The organism is Herbaspirillum rubrisubalbicans, assembly GCF_003719195.1.
GTDB lineage: Bacteria > Pseudomonadota > Gammaproteobacteria > Burkholderiales > Burkholderiaceae_D > Herbaspirillum > Herbaspirillum rubrisubalbicans.
The window spans coordinates 2,856,418-2,874,184 of record NZ_CP024996.1 but is presented as its reverse complement, the minus strand read 5'-3'; the positions used below and the strand labels follow the sequence as shown (position 1 = coordinate 2,874,184).

Annotated in this window: 23 protein-coding genes; 17 read left to right on the top strand and 6 right to left on the bottom strand. The window is 60.7% G+C overall.

Features of this window, described 5'->3' with window-relative positions; genetic code table 11:
* Positions 1-64: 64 nt before the first annotated feature.
* Together RC54_RS12865 and RC54_RS25740 are read right to left on the bottom strand one after the other, a co-directional pair.
* Complete coding sequence (locus RC54_RS12865; RefSeq protein ID WP_061789568.1) at positions 65-511, bottom strand: globin family protein; 447 nt, start codon at positions 509-511, stop codon at positions 65-67.
* A gap of 58 nt (positions 512-569) precedes the next feature.
* A complete protein-coding gene (locus tag RC54_RS25740; protein WP_156481290.1) occupies positions 570-1,025 on the bottom strand; it encodes a hypothetical protein in 456 nt (151 codons plus the stop codon).
* A gap of 154 nt (positions 1,026-1,179) precedes the next feature.
* Here RC54_RS25740 and nifA point away from each other — a divergent pair, with 154 nt between their 5' ends.
* The 14 genes from nifA (at position 1,180) to RC54_RS12795 (ending at position 11,229) form a co-directional block, all read left to right on the top strand.
* The gene (gene nifA / locus RC54_RS12860; RefSeq protein WP_058895567.1) at positions 1,180-2,808 is read left to right on the top strand and encodes a nif-specific transcriptional activator NifA; all 1,629 of its coding nucleotides are present in this window, start codon (positions 1,180-1,182) and stop codon (positions 2,806-2,808) included.
* A gap of 392 nt (positions 2,809-3,200) precedes the next feature.
* Positions 3,201-4,778 (top strand): nitrogenase cofactor biosynthesis protein NifB, encoded by a 1,578-nt coding sequence (nifB, locus tag RC54_RS12855; RefSeq protein WP_006463072.1) that lies wholly within the window; start codon positions 3,201-3,203, stop codon positions 4,776-4,778.
* 33 nt (positions 4,779-4,811) lie between these two features.
* The gene (locus RC54_RS12850; RefSeq protein WP_013234835.1) at positions 4,812-5,030 is read left to right on the top strand and encodes a 4Fe-4S binding protein; all 219 of its coding nucleotides are present in this window, start codon (positions 4,812-4,814) and stop codon (positions 5,028-5,030) included.
* 9 nt (positions 5,031-5,039) lie between these two features.
* Entirely contained in the window at positions 5,040-5,414 is a 375-nt protein-coding gene (locus RC54_RS12845) for a HesB/IscA family protein (RefSeq protein ID WP_061789569.1), read from the top strand.
* Positions 5,415-5,418: 4 nt separating this feature from the next.
* Positions 5,419-6,177: a 4Fe4S-binding leucine-rich repeat protein gene (locus RC54_RS12840; protein ID WP_061789570.1), complete on the top strand. Its 759-nt coding sequence runs from the start codon at positions 5,419-5,421 to the stop codon at positions 6,175-6,177.
* Between the two features lie 17 nt (positions 6,178-6,194).
* Positions 6,195-6,491: a nitrogen fixation protein NifZ gene (locus RC54_RS12835; RefSeq protein WP_061789571.1), complete on the top strand. Its 297-nt coding sequence runs from the start codon at positions 6,195-6,197 to the stop codon at positions 6,489-6,491.
* A 17-nt stretch (positions 6,492-6,508) separates the two neighbouring features.
* Positions 6,509-6,757 carry a nitrogen fixation protein NifZ gene (locus RC54_RS12830; protein ID WP_006463078.1) on the top strand — a complete coding sequence of 83 codons (249 nt, stop codon included), beginning with the start codon at positions 6,509-6,511 and terminating at the stop codon, positions 6,755-6,757.
* Complete coding sequence (locus RC54_RS12825; protein ID WP_061789572.1) at positions 6,754-7,128, top strand: DUF3024 domain-containing protein; 375 nt, start codon at positions 6,754-6,756, stop codon at positions 7,126-7,128. The genes RC54_RS12830 and RC54_RS12825 overlap by 4 nt, the downstream gene beginning before the upstream one ends.
* An 11-nt stretch (positions 7,129-7,139) precedes the next feature.
* Complete coding sequence (locus RC54_RS12820; RefSeq protein WP_061789573.1) at positions 7,140-8,279, top strand: cysteine desulfurase family protein; 1,140 nt, start codon at positions 7,140-7,142, stop codon at positions 8,277-8,279.
* A gap of 35 nt (positions 8,280-8,314) precedes the next feature.
* Positions 8,315-8,524 (top strand): putative nitrogen fixation protein NifT, encoded by a 210-nt coding sequence (gene nifT / locus RC54_RS12815; protein WP_026052155.1) that lies wholly within the window; start codon positions 8,315-8,317, stop codon positions 8,522-8,524.
* Between the two features lie 12 nt (positions 8,525-8,536).
* Entirely contained in the window at positions 8,537-8,797 is a 261-nt protein-coding gene (locus tag RC54_RS12810) for a hypothetical protein (RefSeq protein WP_061789574.1), read from the top strand.
* Between the two features lie 30 nt (positions 8,798-8,827).
* Positions 8,828-9,976 (top strand): DegT/DnrJ/EryC1/StrS family aminotransferase, encoded by a 1,149-nt coding sequence (locus RC54_RS12805; RefSeq protein ID WP_058895562.1) that lies wholly within the window; start codon positions 8,828-8,830, stop codon positions 9,974-9,976.
* A 60-nt stretch (positions 9,977-10,036) separates the two neighbouring features.
* On the top strand, positions 10,037-10,342 hold the full coding sequence (locus tag RC54_RS12800) for a 2Fe-2S iron-sulfur cluster-binding protein (RefSeq protein ID WP_061789575.1): 306 nt from the start codon (positions 10,037-10,039) through the stop codon (positions 10,340-10,342).
* A 35-nt stretch (positions 10,343-10,377) separates the two neighbouring features.
* Positions 10,378-11,229, top strand: a complete 852-nt coding sequence (locus RC54_RS12795; protein WP_061789576.1) for an SIR2 family protein — start codon at positions 10,378-10,380, stop codon at positions 11,227-11,229.
* A 4-nt stretch (positions 11,230-11,233) separates the two neighbouring features.
* Here RC54_RS12795 and RC54_RS12790 read toward each other — a convergent pair whose 3' ends face one another.
* The 4 genes from RC54_RS12790 to RC54_RS12775 form a co-directional block, all read right to left on the bottom strand.
* On the bottom strand, positions 11,234-11,470 hold the full coding sequence (locus RC54_RS12790) for an FmdB family zinc ribbon protein (RefSeq protein ID WP_058895560.1): 237 nt from the start codon (positions 11,468-11,470) through the stop codon (positions 11,234-11,236).
* 83 nt (positions 11,471-11,553) lie between these two features.
* Positions 11,554-12,141 carry a hypothetical protein gene (locus RC54_RS12785; RefSeq protein ID WP_058895559.1) on the bottom strand — a complete coding sequence of 196 codons (588 nt, stop codon included), beginning with the start codon at positions 12,139-12,141 and terminating at the stop codon, positions 11,554-11,556.
* A gap of 9 nt (positions 12,142-12,150) precedes the next feature.
* Entirely contained in the window at positions 12,151-12,555 is a 405-nt protein-coding gene (locus tag RC54_RS12780; protein WP_061789577.1) for a group II truncated hemoglobin, read from the bottom strand.
* Positions 12,556-12,607: 52 nt separating this feature from the next.
* Positions 12,608-13,039: a response regulator gene (locus RC54_RS12775; RefSeq protein ID WP_061789578.1), complete on the bottom strand. Its 432-nt coding sequence runs from the start codon at positions 13,037-13,039 to the stop codon at positions 12,608-12,610.
* A 532-nt stretch (positions 13,040-13,571) separates the two neighbouring features.
* On the opposite strand from RC54_RS12775, the gene nifH reads away from it, so the two are divergent.
* The 3 genes from nifH (at position 13,572) to nifK (ending at position 17,738) form a co-directional block, all read left to right on the top strand.
* Positions 13,572-14,450 (top strand): nitrogenase iron protein, encoded by an 879-nt coding sequence (gene nifH, locus RC54_RS12770; RefSeq protein WP_013234820.1) that lies wholly within the window; start codon positions 13,572-13,574, stop codon positions 14,448-14,450.
* A 167-nt stretch (positions 14,451-14,617) separates the two neighbouring features.
* On the top strand, positions 14,618-16,072 hold the full coding sequence (nifD, locus tag RC54_RS12765) for a nitrogenase molybdenum-iron protein alpha chain (RefSeq protein ID WP_006463091.1): 1,455 nt from the start codon (positions 14,618-14,620) through the stop codon (positions 16,070-16,072).
* Between the two features lie 106 nt (positions 16,073-16,178).
* Positions 16,179-17,738: a nitrogenase molybdenum-iron protein subunit beta gene (gene nifK / locus RC54_RS12760; protein ID WP_058895556.1), complete on the top strand. Its 1,560-nt coding sequence runs from the start codon at positions 16,179-16,181 to the stop codon at positions 17,736-17,738.
* Positions 17,739-17,767 lie beyond the last annotated feature (29 nt).

Sequence of the window (17,767 nt, the reverse complement as noted above, 5' to 3'; positions counted from 1 at the left end):
GGCATCACTCAGGCCGGCCTTATCAAGAAGCCGGTGCGGGATATGCGATGTCTTATGTAACCGTTCATGGTTCGGACCTTCCCGATGGCCGGATCAGGTCGGCTATCGGCGGCAACATATCGGTGGCGGGCGAGTGAAACCAGCTGCGTACCAGCTCATAGGGGTAGCGCCGCGGCGGTTCGACGCGCGCATGACGTACCAGCAGATGAATCGACAAGGGTTCGGCCCAGGCCCAGAAGTCGGCCCGCAGCGCGGGCGGAAAACCGATATCGTCAAAGGTATGCCAAAGCTGTACCAGCCACAGTTCGCGCCCAGCCTCGTCCAATAACAACGGCAAGCCCGCGCCTGCTTGCAGATGGGCATGGCGTTGGCTGTAGTAGAGCGGGCCGCCACATGACTCGACCACGAAGTCGGCGATGCGCGAGCTGACGCAATCAAAACAATTGTGCGAACGTGCGAACAGCGGGGAATGGCGCAGGCGCCGCATATGATGCAGCACCAGTTTGCGCAAGCCGGATTCATCACACAGCGCCAGCAGACGGTGCGCAGGTTGAGGTAATTGTGGCGGCTCACATATCACCTGTTGCGTGCCGCGCGCCATCGCCGGGCCGGCGATCGGCCAGTTCAGAGTCAGATAACATGCCTGGGAGCAGGGCGCCCAGCACGCACGTGGTGCACCGGGTTCGGAAGTCGAAGGCACATTCATAGTGGGCGATGGTGGATGTTGGAGGTCTGTATATCTCGCTACATAACGCTGGCTGGGCTAACGGCTTGCTTTGCTTTGTCGTTTCGCTTGGCCGGTGACCGGCCGATGTAGGTATGAATAGCCAAAACCATGCCATACAATATTTTTCTTTTAAATCAATGGGATAGCGATGATTTCTGATTGCTGCGCCAGTGGCGATGATTGTCGTAAATCCGACAAAGACGACACCATTGTCGTCAACCCGCCAAGGCGACATCGAGCAAAGCCGGCATTGTGTGGGGTTGCTTGGCGAGATCGATTCATGCATCTGCTTGGGCATGAAGTTTGCTTGACCAGCAAGGTAACTATTCGGTAATTACACGGCGCTTTTTCTGTCGTTTTTCATTATCTCGGATCTCACGACAGAGCAACAAAGCAGGGCTAGCGCTCTCATGCAGTGCATGGGGTTCCAGTATTCACGTTTGGAGAGTCAGATGGCCACTATTCTCGACGACCGCAGTGTGAATTTAGAACTCGTAACGATTTACGAGATCAGCAAGATATTGGGTTCATCGCTGGATCTATCCAAGACCTTGCGCGAAGTTCTGAACGTCCTCTCCGCCCACCTGGAAACGAAACGGGTATTGCTGAGTCTGATGCAGGACTCCGGCGAATTGCAACTGGTCAGCGCCATCGGCCTAAGTTACGAAGAATTCCAGAGTGGCAGATACCGGGTTGGCGAGGGTATCACCGGCAAGATCTTCCAGACCGAAACTCCCATCGTGGTGCGCGACTTGGCCCAAGAGCCGCTGTTCCTGGCTCGCACCAGCCCGCGCCAGTCGCAAGACGGGGAAGTCCTTTCCTTTGTCGGCGTACCGATCAAGGCTGCCCGTGAAATGCTGGGTGTATTGTGCGTGTTTCGGGATGGACAATCGCCCTCGCGCAGTGTCGACCATGAGGTACGCCTGCTGACCATGGTGGCCAACCTGATCGGACAAACCGTCCGGCTGTATCGCAGCGTAGCGGCCGAGCGCCAGCAGCTGCAAGAGGAAAAGCGTCAGTTGTCCCGACAATTGCAGGGCAAGTACAAGCTAGATAACGTGATCGGCATTTCCAAGGCGATGCAGGAAGTGTTTGCCCAGGTCCACCAGTCCGCCCCCTCGCGCTCGACCATGCTGTTGCGCGGCGAGAGCGGCACTGGCAAGGAAGTCATCGCACGCGCCATCCATTACCTCAGCCCGCGCAAGGATGGGCCCTTCATCAAGGTCAACTGTGCGGCCTTGTCGGAAACCTTGCTGGAATCCGAATTGTTCGGCCACGAGAAGGGCGCCTTCACTGGCGCCCAGGGCGAACGCAAGGGGCGTTTCGAACTCGCCCATGGCGGCACCTTGTTCCTCGACGAGATCGGCGAGATCTCGCCTGCCTTCCAGGCCAAGCTGCTGCGGGTCTTGCAGGAGCGTGAATTCGAACGGGTCGGCGGCTCGCGCTCCATCAAGGTGGACGTGCGTCTGGTCACTGCCACCAACCGCGACCTGGAGAAAGCCGTGGCCAAGGGCGAGTTCCGGGCCGACCTGTATTACCGCATCAATGTGGTCAGCATCTTCATTCCGCCGCTGCGCGAACGGCGCGAGGATATTCCCTACCTGGTGGAACACTTCCTGGAAAAATTCCGTGTCGAGAACCAGCGTGCCATGGTGGCCATGTCACCGCAGGCCATGAAGGTCATGATTAATTGCTACTGGCCGGGCAATGTACGGGAACTGGAAAATTGTGTCGAGCGCACTGCCACCATGATGCGCGGCGATCTGATCACCGAGGTGCATTTCTCCTGTCAGCAGAACAAATGCCTGACCAAGGTCTTGCATGAACCCGGCCAGCAGCAACCGGTCGTGGTCGTGCCGCTGGAGCGTATATCCGCGCATACGTTGCCATCTTCGCCGAGTGGGATGGTCAAGGACAAGCCACTGGCCGCCACGCCCCCGACTTCCGAACGCGAACGTCTTATCTGGGCCATGGAGCAATGTGGCTGGGTGCAGGCCAAGGCAGCCCGCGCACTCAACATCTCGCCGCGCCAGATGGGCTATGCGCTGCAGAAATTCAATATCGAGGTCAAGAAGTTCTGAAACACGTCTGCGAGCGTGACGTAATACGCTGCCAGATCCAAAGTCTTTTTCTCATTGCCGTCCTCGCCTTGCGTGCGAGGTCTCTTGGGCGTTGTGCCAGCTGGTTGTGTTGATGGATTCGCCGGCTGGCACGTCCTCTCATTCTCCTTCTCCCTCCTCCACAGCGTCAGGCTCATTGCGGCCCGGTCAATTGCATGCGCCGGCCCGTGCTGCATTGTCGTGTTCATGACAAGCGTCACCCACAATGTATCGCCGATTGTCGCTATCCTCACATCGCCGTGTGACGCAATTTGACGCTATGTCTTTGAATTGATTGAGTATTTTTTCTGGCACGATTTTGGCTATGTCATCAGGAGAAGGCCCAGGCATCACTTTCCTGAAAGGGACTATCCATGCAGCCCACACAATACGTCGGTATCCAGGACATCAAATCGCTAGGCACCTTGCTGGACAAAGTAGCCGAACACAAAGGCTGTGGCACCAGCAGTGAAGGCGGCAAGGCCAGTTGCGGTTCATCCGATGGTCCCGCCGACATGGCACCCGAGGTTTGGGAAAAGGTCAAGAACCATCCGTGCTACAGCGAAGAGGCCCATCACCACTATGCGCGTATGCACGTGGCGGTGGCACCGGCCTGTAACATCCAGTGCAACTACTGCAATCGGAAATACGATTGCGCCAACGAGTCGCGTCCGGGCGTGGTCAGCGAAAAGCTCACGCCCGAGCAGGCGGCCAAGAAGGTCTTTGCGGTGGCATCGACCATTCCCCAGATGACGGTGCTGGGCATTGCCGGTCCTGGCGACCCGCTGGCCAATCCGGCCAAGACCTTCAAGACTTTCGAGCTGATCTCGCAGACCGCGCCCGATATCAAGCTGTGCCTGTCGACCAATGGCCTGGCCTTGCCTGACCATATCGACACCATTGCAGCTTTCAACGTCGATCACGTCACCATCACCATCAACATGGTCGATCCCGAGATCGGGCAGCACATCTATCCCTGGATCTATTACCAGAACAAGCGTTGGACCGGTATCGACGCGGCCCGCATCCTGCACGAACGGCAGATGCTGGGATTGGAGATGCTCACTGCCCGCGGCATCCTCTGCAAGGTCAACTCGGTGATGATCCCGGGCATCAATGACCAGCATCTGGTGGAAGTCAATCGCGCGGTCAAGTCACGCGGCGCCTTCCTGCACAACATCATGCCGCTCATTTCAGCGCCCGAGCATGGCACCGTGTTTGGCCTGAACGGCCAGCGCGGCCCCAGCGCCCAGGAGCTCAAGGCCTTGCAGGATGCCTGTGAAGGCGAGATGAACATGATGCGCCACTGCCGCCAGTGCCGCGCCGATGCGGTGGGGCTGCTGGGTGAGGATCGCAGCGCCGAATTCACCACCGAGAAGATCGAGGCCATGGAAGTGGCCTATGACGGTGCCACCCGCAAGGCCTACCAGGAGCTGGTGGAACAGGAGCGCCAGGCCAAGTCGGCTGCCAAGGCCGCCGAGCAGCAGGAGCTGGCACAGATGGCAGACCAGAGCGGCCTGTCCTTGCTGGTGGCGGTGGCGACCAAGGGGCAGGGACGCGTCAACGAGCACTTCGGACACGTCAGCGAATTCCAGATCTATGAAGTCAGCAGCGCCGGCAGCAAGTTCGTCGGACACCGGCGCGTGGACCAGTACTGCCAGGGCGGCTATGGCGAGGAGGATGCACTGGAGACCGTCATCCGCGCCATCAACGACTGCCATGCGGTGCTGGTGGCCAAGATCGGCGGCTGTCCCAAGGATGATCTGCAGAAGGTGGGCATCGAGCCGGTGGACCGGTATGCCCATGAATTCATCGAGCAATCCGTCATCGCCTACTTCATGGATTACCTGGAACGCGTGCGCAGCGGACAGATCGAGCATCGGCCTCGGGGCGACGCCGATATCCGTCAGGGGGCTTATACCTCCGTGCAGTCGACGTCCGCCGCAGCGTAAGCAGCCAATCAGTTTCACGCAAGGAGAAAAAGCATGGCCTACAAGATCGTTGCCTCGCAATGCACAGGGTGTTCCGCCTGCGAGCCCGAATGCCCGAACGTGGCGATTCGCGAAAAGAACGGGATCTTCGTGATCGATCCCAAGAAATGTACAGAATGCATGGGACATTTCGATGAACCGCAATGCGTGGCTGTGTGCCCGGTCGATGGCACCTGCGTCATCGACAATGCCCAGCCGCGTTACCAAGCGTAAGGAGGAACGATGAACATCACCATCACGCCCGCTGCCGAAAAATTCATGCGCCGCATGGTGCGCTTCAATGGCGGTTCGGTCCAATCCGGCTTTCGGCTCAAGGTGAGCGAAGGCGGTTGTTCCGGGCTGAGTTCGGAGTTCTCGGTCCAGGCGCAGCCCACGCCGGGCGACGTCAGCTTCGATTGCAACGGCCTGGCAGTCTTCCTGCCTGCCGAAAGCCGGCTGCTGCTGGAGGGCGTGACCATCGATTTTGCCGACACCCTGAGTGAATCCGGGCTGACCTTCCGCAATCCGAATGCGCCGGCTGCGAGTTGCGGGACGCATGGCTCTACGCCGCCGGCCACGGCTGCAGTGTCGATCTCCAGCATCCGGCGCAAGGCTTGAGCAATTGGATACGGAGCCCTTCGCGGCGACCGATTGGCAGGGTCAGGCATTGTCGTGTGCCGATTGCGCGCAGATGGGCCGCCCCGCCACGCGGTGTGAACTGGCCAAGGCCTGTGTGCATGACCGTTATGCACGGCGCATCGACCGTTTCTTTACGTGGAATCCGGCGCTGGCCAAGGAATTCCTGAGCCATCCCTATTTCGAGGTGAGGGCGGTGGCGGCCAAGCACGTGGAAGTGTTTTATTTGCCACGCATGATCGATGACCCGGATGCCACGGTGCGCTGGAGTGTGGCGCAGCGCCTGCAGCAGCGTCAGTTGCTGATGTTGCGGCAGGATCCAGATCGCGAGGTCCGTATCCAGGTGGCGCGGAGGCTGCATGTCGAGCAGCTGCACCAGATGATGGGCGATGGTGATTATGGCGTACGTCTGATCGTGGCGCAGCGTATCGAGCCGCAATGGCTGGTACGCATGTTGCACGATGAAGATCGCGAGGTGCGCCGGGTAGTGGCAGCAAGGGTGGGATCGGCGCTGCTCAACGCGATGGCCAAAGATGAAGACGCCGCGGTGCGCACGGTGGTGGCGCAGCGCCTGGCTCCGGCGCAGCTGGTGGCCTTGTGCCATGACCCGGATTGGCGCGTGCGCTACAGCGTGGCAGAACGTATCGATGCAACGCATCTGGGCTTGCTGGCGGACGATGAAGACGAGGCCGTGCGCACCCTGGCACGCCAGCGCAGCGGATTGGCCGGAACCACGATGACATAGCAACAGGAGCTGGGACCATGAAGATCAACCGTGATGATGGCCGGGTCGAACTGGACGGGCCGCCGCAATTCAGCTATGGCGAGAAGGTCAGGAGTACCAAGACCATCCGCAACGACGGCACCTTCGCGGGCCGGGAGATCGGCGACATCCTGGTCAAGAAGGGCGACATCGGCTATGTGACCAGTATCGGCACCTTCTTGCAGCAGTTCTACATCTACGGCATCGAATTCGTCGAACACGGTTACCGGGTCGGCATGAAAGGGCGCGAGCTGCAATCGCTCGACCAGCCCGTCACGTCCGGGCGGGCAGCCTGAATCCAAGGAGCGGCAACATGATCGAACCACGCGTGGCCAGATATGCCTGGGGACAGCGGGTGCAAGCCAGCATCGACCTGTTCAACGATGGCTCCTACCCGGACTGCGAGGCCGAGGCCTTGCTGGTGGCGCAGGGAACCCCGGGCGAAGTAGTGCAGGTGGGCATGCATGAAGAGTCCACCATCCCGGTGTATCTGGTGGAGTTTCCCGGCAACCGTGTAGTGGGTTGTCTGGAAGAAGAAATCGTTTTGCTGGAGCCGGCATGAACCAGATCATCGCCCAGGCCAATGGCATGTCCACCGCAGGTGGCATCCGCAGTTGGCAGCCCAATGAACTGGATCTGCGGCGTATCGAACGCATGTTGCAGAAGCGCGCACGCTACCTGTATGTCGTGCCGCGCGTGGAGATGACGGCAAGCGGCTACCTGATCCAGAGTCCCTGTTGTTCGCGCAATATCGATGCCGAGGGCGGCATGGTCGATATCGCGTTGCTGGAATATGACGCCGGGATGGGGGTATGGAAGCTCTTCCGCAAGGATCACACGGAAGGCGGCTGGGAATTCTTCATGCTCGAACGCAGCCTGCAGGTCTTGATGGATTGCATCAACCGGGACACCGCAAGGTTGTTCTGGCAATGAGGGTGGCGCCCATGGATACCACCATCTATCTCGACAACAACGCCACCACCCGGCCCACACCGGAAGTGCTGGCGGCCATGCAGGCCTGCCAGGATGAAGCCTGGGGCAATCCCTCAAGCAAGCACCGGGTCGGCGACGCTGCACGCCAGCGCATGAACAGTGCCCGCGCGGAGGTAGCAGCCTTGCTCGCTGCGTCGGCGGCCGAACTGGTGTTCACCAGTGGCGCCACCGAAGCCAATCACATGGCCATCCTGGGTGCGTTGGCTCTGCAGCCGCAGCGGCGCCATATCGTGAGCAGCCTGGTCGAACATCCTTCCACCTTGTTGCTGCTACGGCATCTGCAGACGCAGGGCGTGCGCATCAGCTGGATCGCCGTGGATGAGCATGGACAGCTGCAACTCGATGAACTAGCGGCAGCCATCACGCCGGATACCGCCCTGGTCAGTCTGATGTGGGCCAACAATGAAACCGGCGTGGTGTTTCCGATAGCTCAGGCGGCCGAACTGGCGCGCCAGCGCGGTGTGCTGTTCCATACCGACGCAGTGCAGGCAATGGGCCGTGTTCCATGCGATGTGACGGCCATGGGCGTGGATCTGCTGTCCTTGTCGGCGCACAAGCTGCATGGACCCAAGGGAATCGGCGCCCTGTACGTGCGCAAGGGGATCAAGTTGCCGCCCTTGCTGTTCGGCCATCAGGAACGCGGCCGGCGCGGCGGTACCGAGGACGTGGCGGGCATCGTCGGGCTGGGCGTGGCAGCGGATCAGGCGCGTGCCGCGTTGCCACGGATGCTGGCGGTGAGCGCATTGCGCCAGCGCTTCGAGCGTGGCCTGGCATGCCTGCCACAGGTACAGATCAATGGCGCGGGCGCAGCGCGTCTGCCCAATACAGTCAGCGTACGTTTCGGCCAGGTCCATGCCGAGCGGGTGCTGGACCGTCTGGATCGCCTGGGCATCTGCGCCTCCAGCGGCTCGGCCTGCACGGCCAGCGGCGACATGCCTTCCCACGTGTTGATGGCCATGGGCATGTCCAGCGAGCAGGCCGCGGCGACGATACGTTTTTCGCTCTCCCGCGATACCCGCGAGGACGAGATCGATGCGGTGCTGGCGGCCTTGTTGCAGATCGTCCAGCCCTTGCAGGCAAGAGCGGCCTAGGCAGTCTTACCGGACCAACCCATCAGGAGCCCAACGTGAAAGTAATGATCCGCAAGAACTCGGCAGGCTTGCTGTCGGCCTATGTGCCCAAGAAAGACCTGGAAGAACCCATCGTGGCGATGGAAAAGCCCGACATGTGGGGCGGCCACGTCACTCTGGCCAATGGCTGGCAGTTGGTGTTGCCGGTGATGGATGCGGCCACCGTATTGCCGGTGACCATTGATGCACGCCGTCTGGGCGAATAAGGAGTTGATGCAATGAGCCTGTCGCCCCAGCAATTGGCCACCGTCCAGGACGTGCTGCAGGATGCCACCCAGGTCAACGCCCTGGCGGCCCTGCGCAGCGCCTTGCCGGGCCTGGTGTGCAGCCGTTGCGACCAGGAAGACATGCGTGGCGAATCGCCTTACTGGCGCGGGCACAGCTATGCCTTGTTTCTGGTTGATACCGATGCCCATTGCTGGCGTGTGGTCGATGGCCCGGATGAGGCCAGTGGCGTGGTGATCGCCCGTTTGTCCTGAGTTGAGCCAATACCCGGAGGAGTGCATCACATGGAACAGGAATGGATCAAATTGTCGGACCCCGACGTCAGCACCCGCGAGCTGGAAGCCGTCACACGGGTGCTGGTGTCGTCGGGCCTGTCCGCCGGCCCCGTGGTCGAATCCTTCGAAAACGAATTCGCCTCCTATCTCGGCCGTACCTATGGCGTGACCGCCGCCAGTGGTACGGTGGCGCTGATGCTGGCCTTGCGTGCCATGGGCATTCGCGCCGGCGATGAGGTGATTGCCTCCGCGTACTCCTGGCATCAGATCGTCCACGCCATTACGCTGGTCGGTGCCACCCCGGTGTTTGCCGACATCGACTACTGGAGCGGCAATCTGGCGCCGCACAAGGTGGCCGACAAGATCAGCCAGCGCACGCGTGCCATCGTGGTGGGAAATTGCAACGGCCATCCGGCCGCCTGGGCCGAGTTCCGCCAGCTGGCACAGGCGCATGGCCTGCGCCTGATCGAGGATTCCACCGAAGCCATCGGTTCTCGTTACCAGGGCCGCGTGGTGGGCAACTTCGGTGACATTGCCATCTTCGATTTTTCGCAGCCCTCGGCCCTGTGCTGCGGCGAAGGTGCCATGCTGGTGACCGATGATCCAGAGCTGGCCAGTGAATTGCATTACATGCGCAACCGCAACCTGGCCGATCGCCAGTCCATTGCTGTGGCCAGCCGCGTGCCGATGCAGGCCTCGATGAGCGATCTGAGCGCAGCCATCGGCATTGCCCAGCTGGAGCGGCTCGATGAAATCCTGATGCGGCGCAAGCAGGTCGAGGCCTACTACCTGGAGCACGTGCAATTCTTCGAGGGCATCAAGCCACCCTATATCGGCCCCGACGTCGAGGAGGTGTACTGGATGTTGTACCTGGTTCACCTCGGCACACGCTTTACCCGCACCATGCGCAATCAGATCATCGAAGACCTGGCCAGCCAGGAAGTCGAAGCCGCCGCCTGGTGCCAGCCGCTGCACCAGCAGTTCTACTACAGCCGTTTTGGCTGCAAGCGCGGAGATCTGTTGCTGACCGAGAAGATCGCCGACCGCTGCATTGCCTTGCCCTTGCACGGGCACCTCAATACCGACGAAGTGCACTTCATCGTGCAGGCGGCCAAGGATGCCTCCAGCAATGTCGGCGCGGGGGCGGCGATCTACTGAGCGGAGCGCATGCCGTTTCGCATTTTTATTGACCTCATCCACCACAAAGGAGTCCTTACCATGCCCGTCGTTACCATCCAACCCTCCGGCAAGACCATCGAGGTGAGCATCGGCACCACGCTACTGGCCGCCGTGATGAAGGCTGGCGAAGCCATTGCCAACAAGTGCCAGGGCAAGGCCGAGTGCGGCGCCTGCCACATCTTCGTGCTGGAAGGCCGCAAGAGCATCTCGCGTACCACCCCGGCTGAAAACGCCAAGCTCGACAGCATCGTGGGCGTCGGTTCCAAATCGCGCCTGGCCTGCCAGGTGATCGTGGGCGAGGAAGACGTCACCCTCGAATTGCTCAATTTCGCCTCCGGGCGCTGAACCTGCCTTAACACCTGCGCCGAGGAGCAATCGCCATGCCTACCATTGAGGACACCTGTCAAGACCTGTTCGATGCACTCGCCAAGGGAGAGCTCATTCCTTACCTGGGGCCGGGCTTGCTGACGCAGGTGCCGGATTGCCCGCTGCCGGATTCACAGGAAAAACTGGCGGCGCTGCTGTCCGCTCAGGTCACGGTGCCGCACAAGATCCGCAACCGGCTTACGGCCACCGCGCAATTCATTGAGAACTTCAAGCATCGCAAGAGCCTGGTGCAACTGATGCAGGGGGCGTTCTCTGCCGCTCTGCCGCCGTTGCCGCTACAGCAGGTGCTGGCCGGCATACCGGAGATCCCGATGATCGTCGCGCTCTGGTATGACGATGCCATGCGCAGCGCCATGCTGGCCAGCGGGCGGGATGACTGGGGACAGGTGCAGGGGTTGTCGCAGTCCGAGCACTTCGGTAACTGGTATCAGTATTACGATGGCACCGGCCAGGCGGTTCAGGAGAGCATCGCGCCGAGTTGGAACATCTTGCTGTATCAGCCCATCGGCGCGCATGCGCCAGCGGCCAACTATCTCGTGTCGGACTCCGATTTCGTCGAAGTGCTCACCGAGATCGACATCCAGACGCCGATTCCGGCGCACGTGCAGGCACTGCGGCACGGCCGTCATTTCCTGTTCATCGGCTGCCGCTTCAACGATCAGTTGCAGCGCAGTTTTGCGCACCAGATCACCAAGCGCTCGTCGGCGCGGCATTGGGCGGTGCTGGCGGAGACGCCATCGCGCAATGAACAGCGCTTCGTCGAGGAACATGGCATCGAGGTGCTGCCTATGGCAACGGCGGACTTCTCCGCCCTGTTGTGTGCCCAACTGGGGCTGCCGGTGTGATGGCTCACTTCAGTTTGTTGCGCAGTTCCGATGGACGGTAATTGCTGAAGTGTCCCTCGCGGGCGGCTTGCGCGCGGGCGCGCTGCAGGATGCCGGCGCTCTTGCCCGGTGCCTGCGGCGCCGATACCTGCCGCAGCACCGCATGGCTGCCGCAGCTCGGGCAGGCTGGCGTGTCGTCGGCGCGGACCAGTTTTTCAAAATGGGTGTCGCAGGCGGTACAGAGAAAGTCGAAAAGTGGCATGGTCGGCTCGCTGGTGTTGTGGGGGCGTCAGCGCAGGGTGGGGCAGCATTCCTGATGTCTGGCTACCGCCCGACCCTGTGGCGTCATACCGGGCGGTTTTCCTTGATCTTGATCGGCCCCATCACCTCCAGGCCACGCTGGAAGCTGATCTCCTCGAAGTTGCCCTTGAAGCGCAGGGCACCGTCGGCCACCGCCAGGATCTTTTCGGCGGTGTCGAGTTTCTTGAGATCGCCACGCTCGATGCGGAACAATTCCAGCAGCTCGTTATAGACCGTCGATTCGTCCAGCGGCATCACATAGAAGGTGGCACCGCCATAAGGAATCTGGAACCGCAGCGAAATGTCCAGGTTGCAGGCAAAGAAGAAGTATTTGCCATCGGCGGCCAGCTTGTCCCCCAGCACTTCGCACAGCAGCTTGATGTGTTCCAGCGAAGGCGCCATGCCGGCCAGGAAGGGAATGGTGGTGGCACCTACGTCGGCCACCGTCATCACCTGGTCGAACTTGATTTCCGGGGGGCGCTTTTCGTCGGCCAGGCTGGCCTGGTACTTGAGCGCGATTTCGCCACGGAAGGCGACGCGTCCATTGCGCTTGGTCGGGCCCTTGAAGACCGGGCTCAGCAGACGGCCATCATTGTCCAGATCGGCCAGGGGGGTATTTGCGAGAGTGCTCATGAAGTTTCCTTATTGGTTGCACAGAAAATCGGCAGTCTTGAAAAATGCGGCACCCAGTTGCTGCCGCAACACCTCGTCGGGTACCAGTTCTTGTAGTGCCTGGTTCATGCAGGCCATCCACGCATCACGTGCGGCAGCATCGATGGCAAAGCCCGCATGCGCATGGCGCAGGCGCGGATGGCCGAAGGCCTCGGCATACAGCGGCGGGCCGCCCAGCCAACCGGAGAGGAACATGAACAGGCGCTGCCTGGCCGGCGCCAGGTCGGCCGGATGCATGGCGCGTACCACGGCCGCCTGGGGCAGCTGCTCCATCAGGGCGTAGAAACGGTCGACCAGTTGCCGCACGACCGGCTCGCCGCCGATCTGCTGGTAATGCGGATTGGCCAGGGGCGCAGACTTCGATGCACCCGGCATCGGAACTTCCCGATGCGGCAGCTTCAAGGGGACGCGGGTCGCGCACATGGCCTTACACCACCGTCACCGCGATGCCCAGGCCCAAGGGCGTACGTCGGCCCAACTGGGCATCGACCTTGCGGCGCACGGACTCCAGCGTGAGCGGGCGCAGCAGGGTGGAGTTGGCACCTTGCGCCAGTGCTTGGCGGACATGGCTGTCCTCGGCGCTGTCGCACACCACCACGATCTTCAAGGCCGGATGTTGCTGGCGCAACTGGGTCAGCACCTCCATGCCTTCCTTGGCGAGATTGCCCTGGCCCAGCAAGAGCAGGTCGGGCGGCCAGTCCCGCCCCTTGTGCAAGGCACTCTCGACATCCGCCAGCAGGTGCGCCTCGCACTCGTCGGCGAGCATGAACTGCAGCGCCAATCCGCTGACTTCATCACAGTCGACGATGAAGACCCGCTTGTTGTCGACCGCGCGCTGGCTGTCTACACCGATTTGCATGGTTTGCTCCTTGCGTGAGTGGATCGCTGACCGGGCCAGCCGCCTGGCGCAGTCTTTTTTGCCCTGCCTTTCATCCCGATAGCAAACATCGTTCCCGTTATCGGCGAGCCGCTTCTGCTTGTCTTCGGCAGGGTGCGACAAGGCCCGTGGCTGCGGGCCAGCGGGCCGAGAGGGGATCAACAGGGTGGTTTGGTACACGGTTGTGTCAGGGGCGCGGGCTTGTATCGTTCCCTACAGACCAGGTGCCGTTTGTGCGGTTTGTAACACCAGAAAGAAGTGGGTTGAGAGGTTGCGCGAAATGCTGATTTCGCCAATAAAATCAATAACTTGAGATGATTTTTTTATGGTGGCACGGCATTTGCAAAGAGGGGTGTGCACCGACGATGTTTTGCCGAATGCGTGACTTGAGACGAAGACCAATAAAAGTTTCGAAGCGGCGCCCCAACGGCTGCAAGTGTGATGACAAAACTGCTTTGAACGACATCTTAATTTCTTACACCAGAGCTACACCGCTTATTTCTAGGAGAATCAAATGGCCTCACTCAGACAAATCGCCTTCTATGGCAAAGGCGGCATCGGCAAGTCCACCACGTCGCAAAATACCCTGGCCGCGCTGGCCCAGATGGGGCAGCGCATCCTCATCGTCGGCTGCGATCCCAAGGCTGACTCGACCCGCCTGATCCTGCACGCCAAGGCCCAGGACACCATCCTGTCGCTGGCCGCCGATGCCGGTTCGGTGGAGGATCTGGAGCTGGAAGACGTCATGAAGATCGGCTACCAGAACATCCGTTGCGTCGAGTCCGGTGGCCCGGAACCGGGCGTGGGCTGCGCTGGCCGCGGTGTGATCACCTCGATCAATTTCCTCGAAGAAGAGGGCGCCTATGATGACACCGATTACGTGTCCTACGACGTGCTGGGCGACGTGGTGTGTGGTGGCTTCGCCATGCCGATCCGCGAAAACAAGGCGCAGGAAATCTACATCGTGATGTCCGGCGAGATGATGGCCATGTACGCCGCCAACAACATCTCCAAGGGTATTTTGAAGTACGCCAACTCCGGTGGCGTGCGCCTGGGCGGCCTGATCTGCAACGAGCGCAAGACCGACAAGGAACTGGAACTGGCCACCGCCCTGGCGGCCAAGCTCAACAGCAAGCTGATCCACTTCGTGCCGCGCGACAACATCGTGCAGCACGCCGAGCTGCGCCGCATGACCGTGCTGGAATACGCACCCGATTCCAAGCAGGCTGGCGAATACCGCACCCTGGCCAACAAGATCCACGAAAACGCCGGCAACGGCACCATCCCCACCCCGATCACCATGGACGAACTGGAAGACCTGCTGATGCAGCATGGCCTCATGCCTGTCGTTGATGAATCGATGGTGGGCAAGTCGGCCGAAGTAGCGGCCTGAGCATCATCTTCTGCCTGCTGTTGATGCTGCAAGGTCCTGGCTGCTTCAGCCTCTGTTTTCCAAAGCGAAGGCGGCCGGGACCGCAAGAAAAAGGGTAGCGCAGGTTTGTTGACCGGACTGGCATACGACCGGGTATGTCCCCCGCGACTAATTTTATCGGAGGGCCCATGAGCCTCACAGTTGAAGAAACCACGGCACGCAATACGGAATTGATTAATGAGGTCCTCAAGGCCTATCCCGACAAGACCGCCAAGCGTCGCGCCAAGCATCTGACCACCCAGGAAGAGGGCAAGTCGGATTGCAACGTCAAATCCAACATCAAGTCGATCCCCGGCGTGATGACCATTCGCGGCTGCGCCTATGCCGGTTCCAAGGGTGTGGTCTGGGGGCCGATCAAGGACATGATCCACATCAGCCATGGTCCGGTCGGCTGTGGCCAGTACTCCTGGGGCTCGCGCCGCAACTACTACATCGGCAAGACCGGCATCGACAGTTTCGTGACCATGCAGTTCACGTCCGATTTCCAGGAAAAGGACATCGTGTTCGGCGGCGACAAGAAGCTGGAAAAGATCGTCGACGAGATCCAGGAACTGTTCCCGCTCAACAAGGGTATTTCGGTGCAATCCGAATGCCCGATCGGCCTCATCGGTGACGACATCGAAGCGGTCTCCAAGAAGAAGTCCAAGCAATACGACGGCCATACCATCGTGCCGGTGCGCTGCGAAGGCTTCCGCGGCGTTTCGCAGTCGCTGGGGCACCACGTGGCCAACGATGCCATCAAGGAATGGGTGCTGGACAAGATGGACCCGGACAAGAACCAGTTCGTGGCGACCCCGTATGACGTGGCCATCATCGGCGACTACAACATCGGCGGCGATGCCTGGTCCTCGCGCATTCTGCTGGAAGAAATCGGCCTGCGCGTGATCGCCCAGTGGTCCGGCGACGGCACCCTCGCCGAAATGGAAAACACCCCCAAGGCCAAGCTCAACGTGCTGCACTGCTATCGCTCGATGAATTACATCTCGCGCCACATGGAAGAAAAATTCGGCATTCCCTGGGTCGAGTACAACTTCTTTGGCCCTAGCCAGATCGAGACATCGCTGCGCCAGATTGCCAGCCACTTCGACGATAAGATCAAGGAAGGCGCCGAGCGTGTCATCGCCAAGTACAAGGCCCTCACCGATGCCGTGATCGCCAAGTACCGCCCGCGCCTGGAAGGCAAGACCGTGATGCTGTTCGTCGGTGGCCTGCGCCCGCGCCACGTGATCGATGCCTATGGTGACCTGGGCATGAAGGTGGTCGGTACCGGTTATGAGTTCGGCCACAACGACGACTACCAGCGCACCACCCACTACGTGGAGGACGGCACGCTGATCTACGACGACGTGACCAGCTATGAATTCGAGAAGTTCGTCGAGAAGATCGAGCCCGATCTGGTCGGCTCCGGGATCAAGGAGAAATACGTCTTCCAGAAGATGGGCGTGCCGTTCCGCCAGATGCACTCCTGGGATTACTCGGGCCCGTATCACGGCTACGACGGCTTTGCCATCTTCGCCCGCGACATGGACATGGCCATCAACAGCCCGGTGTGGGGCATGGCCAAGGCACCGTGGAAGGCCTGAGCTGAATCGATTCGTGGATGGATGGACACAGGACCGTGCCCAACGCCTGTCGTCCATCCGACCCGAGCCTGGATCATTTGATCAGTTGAATTGAAGGGGTATCATCATGCCGCAAAACGCCGATAGCGTTCTGGATCACGAGAATCTGTTCCGCCAGCCGGAATACCGCGAACTGCTCTCCCGCAAGAAAGAAGAGTTCGAGTTCGCCGTTCCGGTGGACAAGGTGCAGGACGTGGCCGAATGGACCAAGACCAAGGAATACCAGCAAAAGAACTTCGCCCGCGAGGCGCTGACCATCAATCCGGCCAAGGCTTGCCAGCCGCTGGGGGCGGTGTATGCTGCCGTCGGCTTCCAGAACACGCTGCCGTTCGTGCATGGATCGCAGGGCTGCGTGGCGTATTACCGCTCGCACTTCTCGCGTCACTTCAAGGAGCCGACCTCCTGCGTGTCGTCGTCGATGACCGAAGACGCCGCCGTCTTCGGTGGCCTCAACAACATGATCGACGGCCTGGCCAACGCGCTGAGCCTGTACAAGCCGGAGATGATCGCCGTCTCTACCACCTGCATGGCCGAGGTGATCGGTGACGACCTCGACTCCTTCATCAAGAATGCCAAGGACAAGGGCAGCGTGCCGGCGGAATATGACGTGCCGTTCGCCCATACCCCGGCCTTCGTCGGCAGCCACGTGACCGGCTATGACAATGCTCTGAAAGGCATCCTGACGCACTTCTGGGATGGCAAGGCCGGTACCGTGCCGGCGCTGGAAAGAAAACCCAACGAGCGCATCAATTTCATCGGCGGTTTCGATGGCTTCGTGGTGGGCAACCTGCCTGAAGTCAAGCGCATCTTCAATCTGATGGGCGTGGACGGCACCATCGTGTGCGATCCCTCGGAGGTCTGGAATACCCCGACCGATGGTCAGTTCCGCATGTACAGCGGCGGCACCACCAAGCAGGAAGTGATCGAGGCCCTCGACGCCAAGGCCACCGTGGTGTTCCAGGAGTTCAGCACGCTCAAGACCGCCAAGTACATCGCCGAGAAGGGCCAGGAAGTGGTCACGCTCAACCATCCGATGGGCGTGGCCGGCACCGACCAGTTCCTGATGGAACTGTCGCGCCTGAGCGGCCAGCCCATCCCGGCTGAACTGGAGCTGGAGCGCGGCCGCCTGGTGGATGCCATCGCGGATTCGCAGGCGCACTTGCATGGCAAGAAGTTTGCCTTGTATGGCGACCCCGACATGATGATCGGCATGACCCAGTTCCTGCTGGAGCTGGGCTGCGAGCCGACCCACATCCTGTCCACCAACGGCGACGCCGAATGGGCTGCCAAGGTGCAGGCGCTGCTGGATGCCTCGCCCTTCGGCAAGGACTGCAAGGTCTATCCCAAGCGTGACTTGTGGCATCTGCGCTCCCTGCTGTTCACGGAGCCGGTGGACTTCCTGATCGGCAATACCTACGGCAAGTACCTGGAGCGCGACTGCGGCGTGCCTCTGATCCGCCTGGTGTTCCCGGTCTTCGACCGCCATCACTACCATCGCTTCCCCATCTGGGGTTATGCCGGTGCGATGCGGGTGCTGGTGATGATTCTCGACGAATACTTCGAAGCCCTGGATGCCAATACGGTGGTGGCCGGCGAGACCGATTATTCCTACGACATCATCCGCTGAGCGCGATGCACGTCCCGCCAGGCAGAAGG

Bases quoted from the DNA above. Each gene is read 5' to 3' on its own strand.
- nifH (WP_013234820.1), top strand. From the start codon at position 13,572: ATGGCCTCACTCAGACAAATCGCCTTCTATGGCAAAGGCGGCATCGGC.
- RC54_RS12775 (WP_061789578.1), bottom strand. From the start codon at position 13,039: ATGCAAATCGGTGTAGACAGCCAGCGCGCGGTCGACAACAAGCGGGTC.
- RC54_RS12850 (WP_013234835.1), top strand. From the start codon at position 4,812: ATGGCCTACAAGATCGTTGCCTCGCAATGCACAGGGTGTTCCGCCTGC.
- RC54_RS12810 (WP_061789574.1), top strand. From the start codon at position 8,537: ATGAGCCTGTCGCCCCAGCAATTGGCCACCGTCCAGGACGTGCTGCAG.
- RC54_RS25740 (WP_156481290.1), bottom strand. From the start codon at position 1,025: ATGCCCAAGCAGATGCATGAATCGATCTCGCCAAGCAACCCCACACAA.
- RC54_RS12790 (WP_058895560.1), bottom strand. From the start codon at position 11,470: ATGCCACTTTTCGACTTTCTCTGTACCGCCTGCGACACCCATTTTGAA.
- nifD (WP_006463091.1), top strand. From the start codon at position 14,618: ATGAGCCTCACAGTTGAAGAAACCACGGCACGCAATACGGAATTGATT.
- nifK (WP_058895556.1), top strand. From the start codon at position 16,179: ATGCCGCAAAACGCCGATAGCGTTCTGGATCACGAGAATCTGTTCCGC.
- RC54_RS12830 (WP_006463078.1), top strand. From the start codon at position 6,509: ATGATCGAACCACGCGTGGCCAGATATGCCTGGGGACAGCGGGTGCAA.
- RC54_RS12795 (WP_061789576.1), top strand. From the start codon at position 10,378: ATGCCTACCATTGAGGACACCTGTCAAGACCTGTTCGATGCACTCGCC.
- RC54_RS12825 (WP_061789572.1), top strand. From the start codon at position 6,754: ATGAACCAGATCATCGCCCAGGCCAATGGCATGTCCACCGCAGGTGGC.
- RC54_RS12785 (WP_058895559.1), bottom strand. From the start codon at position 12,141: ATGAGCACTCTCGCAAATACCCCCCTGGCCGATCTGGACAATGATGGC.
- RC54_RS12780 (WP_061789577.1), bottom strand. From the start codon at position 12,555: ATGCCGGGTGCATCGAAGTCTGCGCCCCTGGCCAATCCGCATTACCAG.
- nifB (WP_006463072.1), top strand. From the start codon at position 3,201: ATGCAGCCCACACAATACGTCGGTATCCAGGACATCAAATCGCTAGGC.
- RC54_RS12835 (WP_061789571.1), top strand. From the start codon at position 6,195: ATGAAGATCAACCGTGATGATGGCCGGGTCGAACTGGACGGGCCGCCG.
- nifA (WP_058895567.1), top strand. From the start codon at position 1,180: ATGGCCACTATTCTCGACGACCGCAGTGTGAATTTAGAACTCGTAACG.
- RC54_RS12845 (WP_061789569.1), top strand. From the start codon at position 5,040: ATGAACATCACCATCACGCCCGCTGCCGAAAAATTCATGCGCCGCATG.
- RC54_RS12800 (WP_061789575.1), top strand. From the start codon at position 10,037: ATGCCCGTCGTTACCATCCAACCCTCCGGCAAGACCATCGAGGTGAGC.
- RC54_RS12820 (WP_061789573.1), top strand. From the start codon at position 7,140: ATGGATACCACCATCTATCTCGACAACAACGCCACCACCCGGCCCACA.
- RC54_RS12805 (WP_058895562.1), top strand. From the start codon at position 8,828: ATGGAACAGGAATGGATCAAATTGTCGGACCCCGACGTCAGCACCCGC.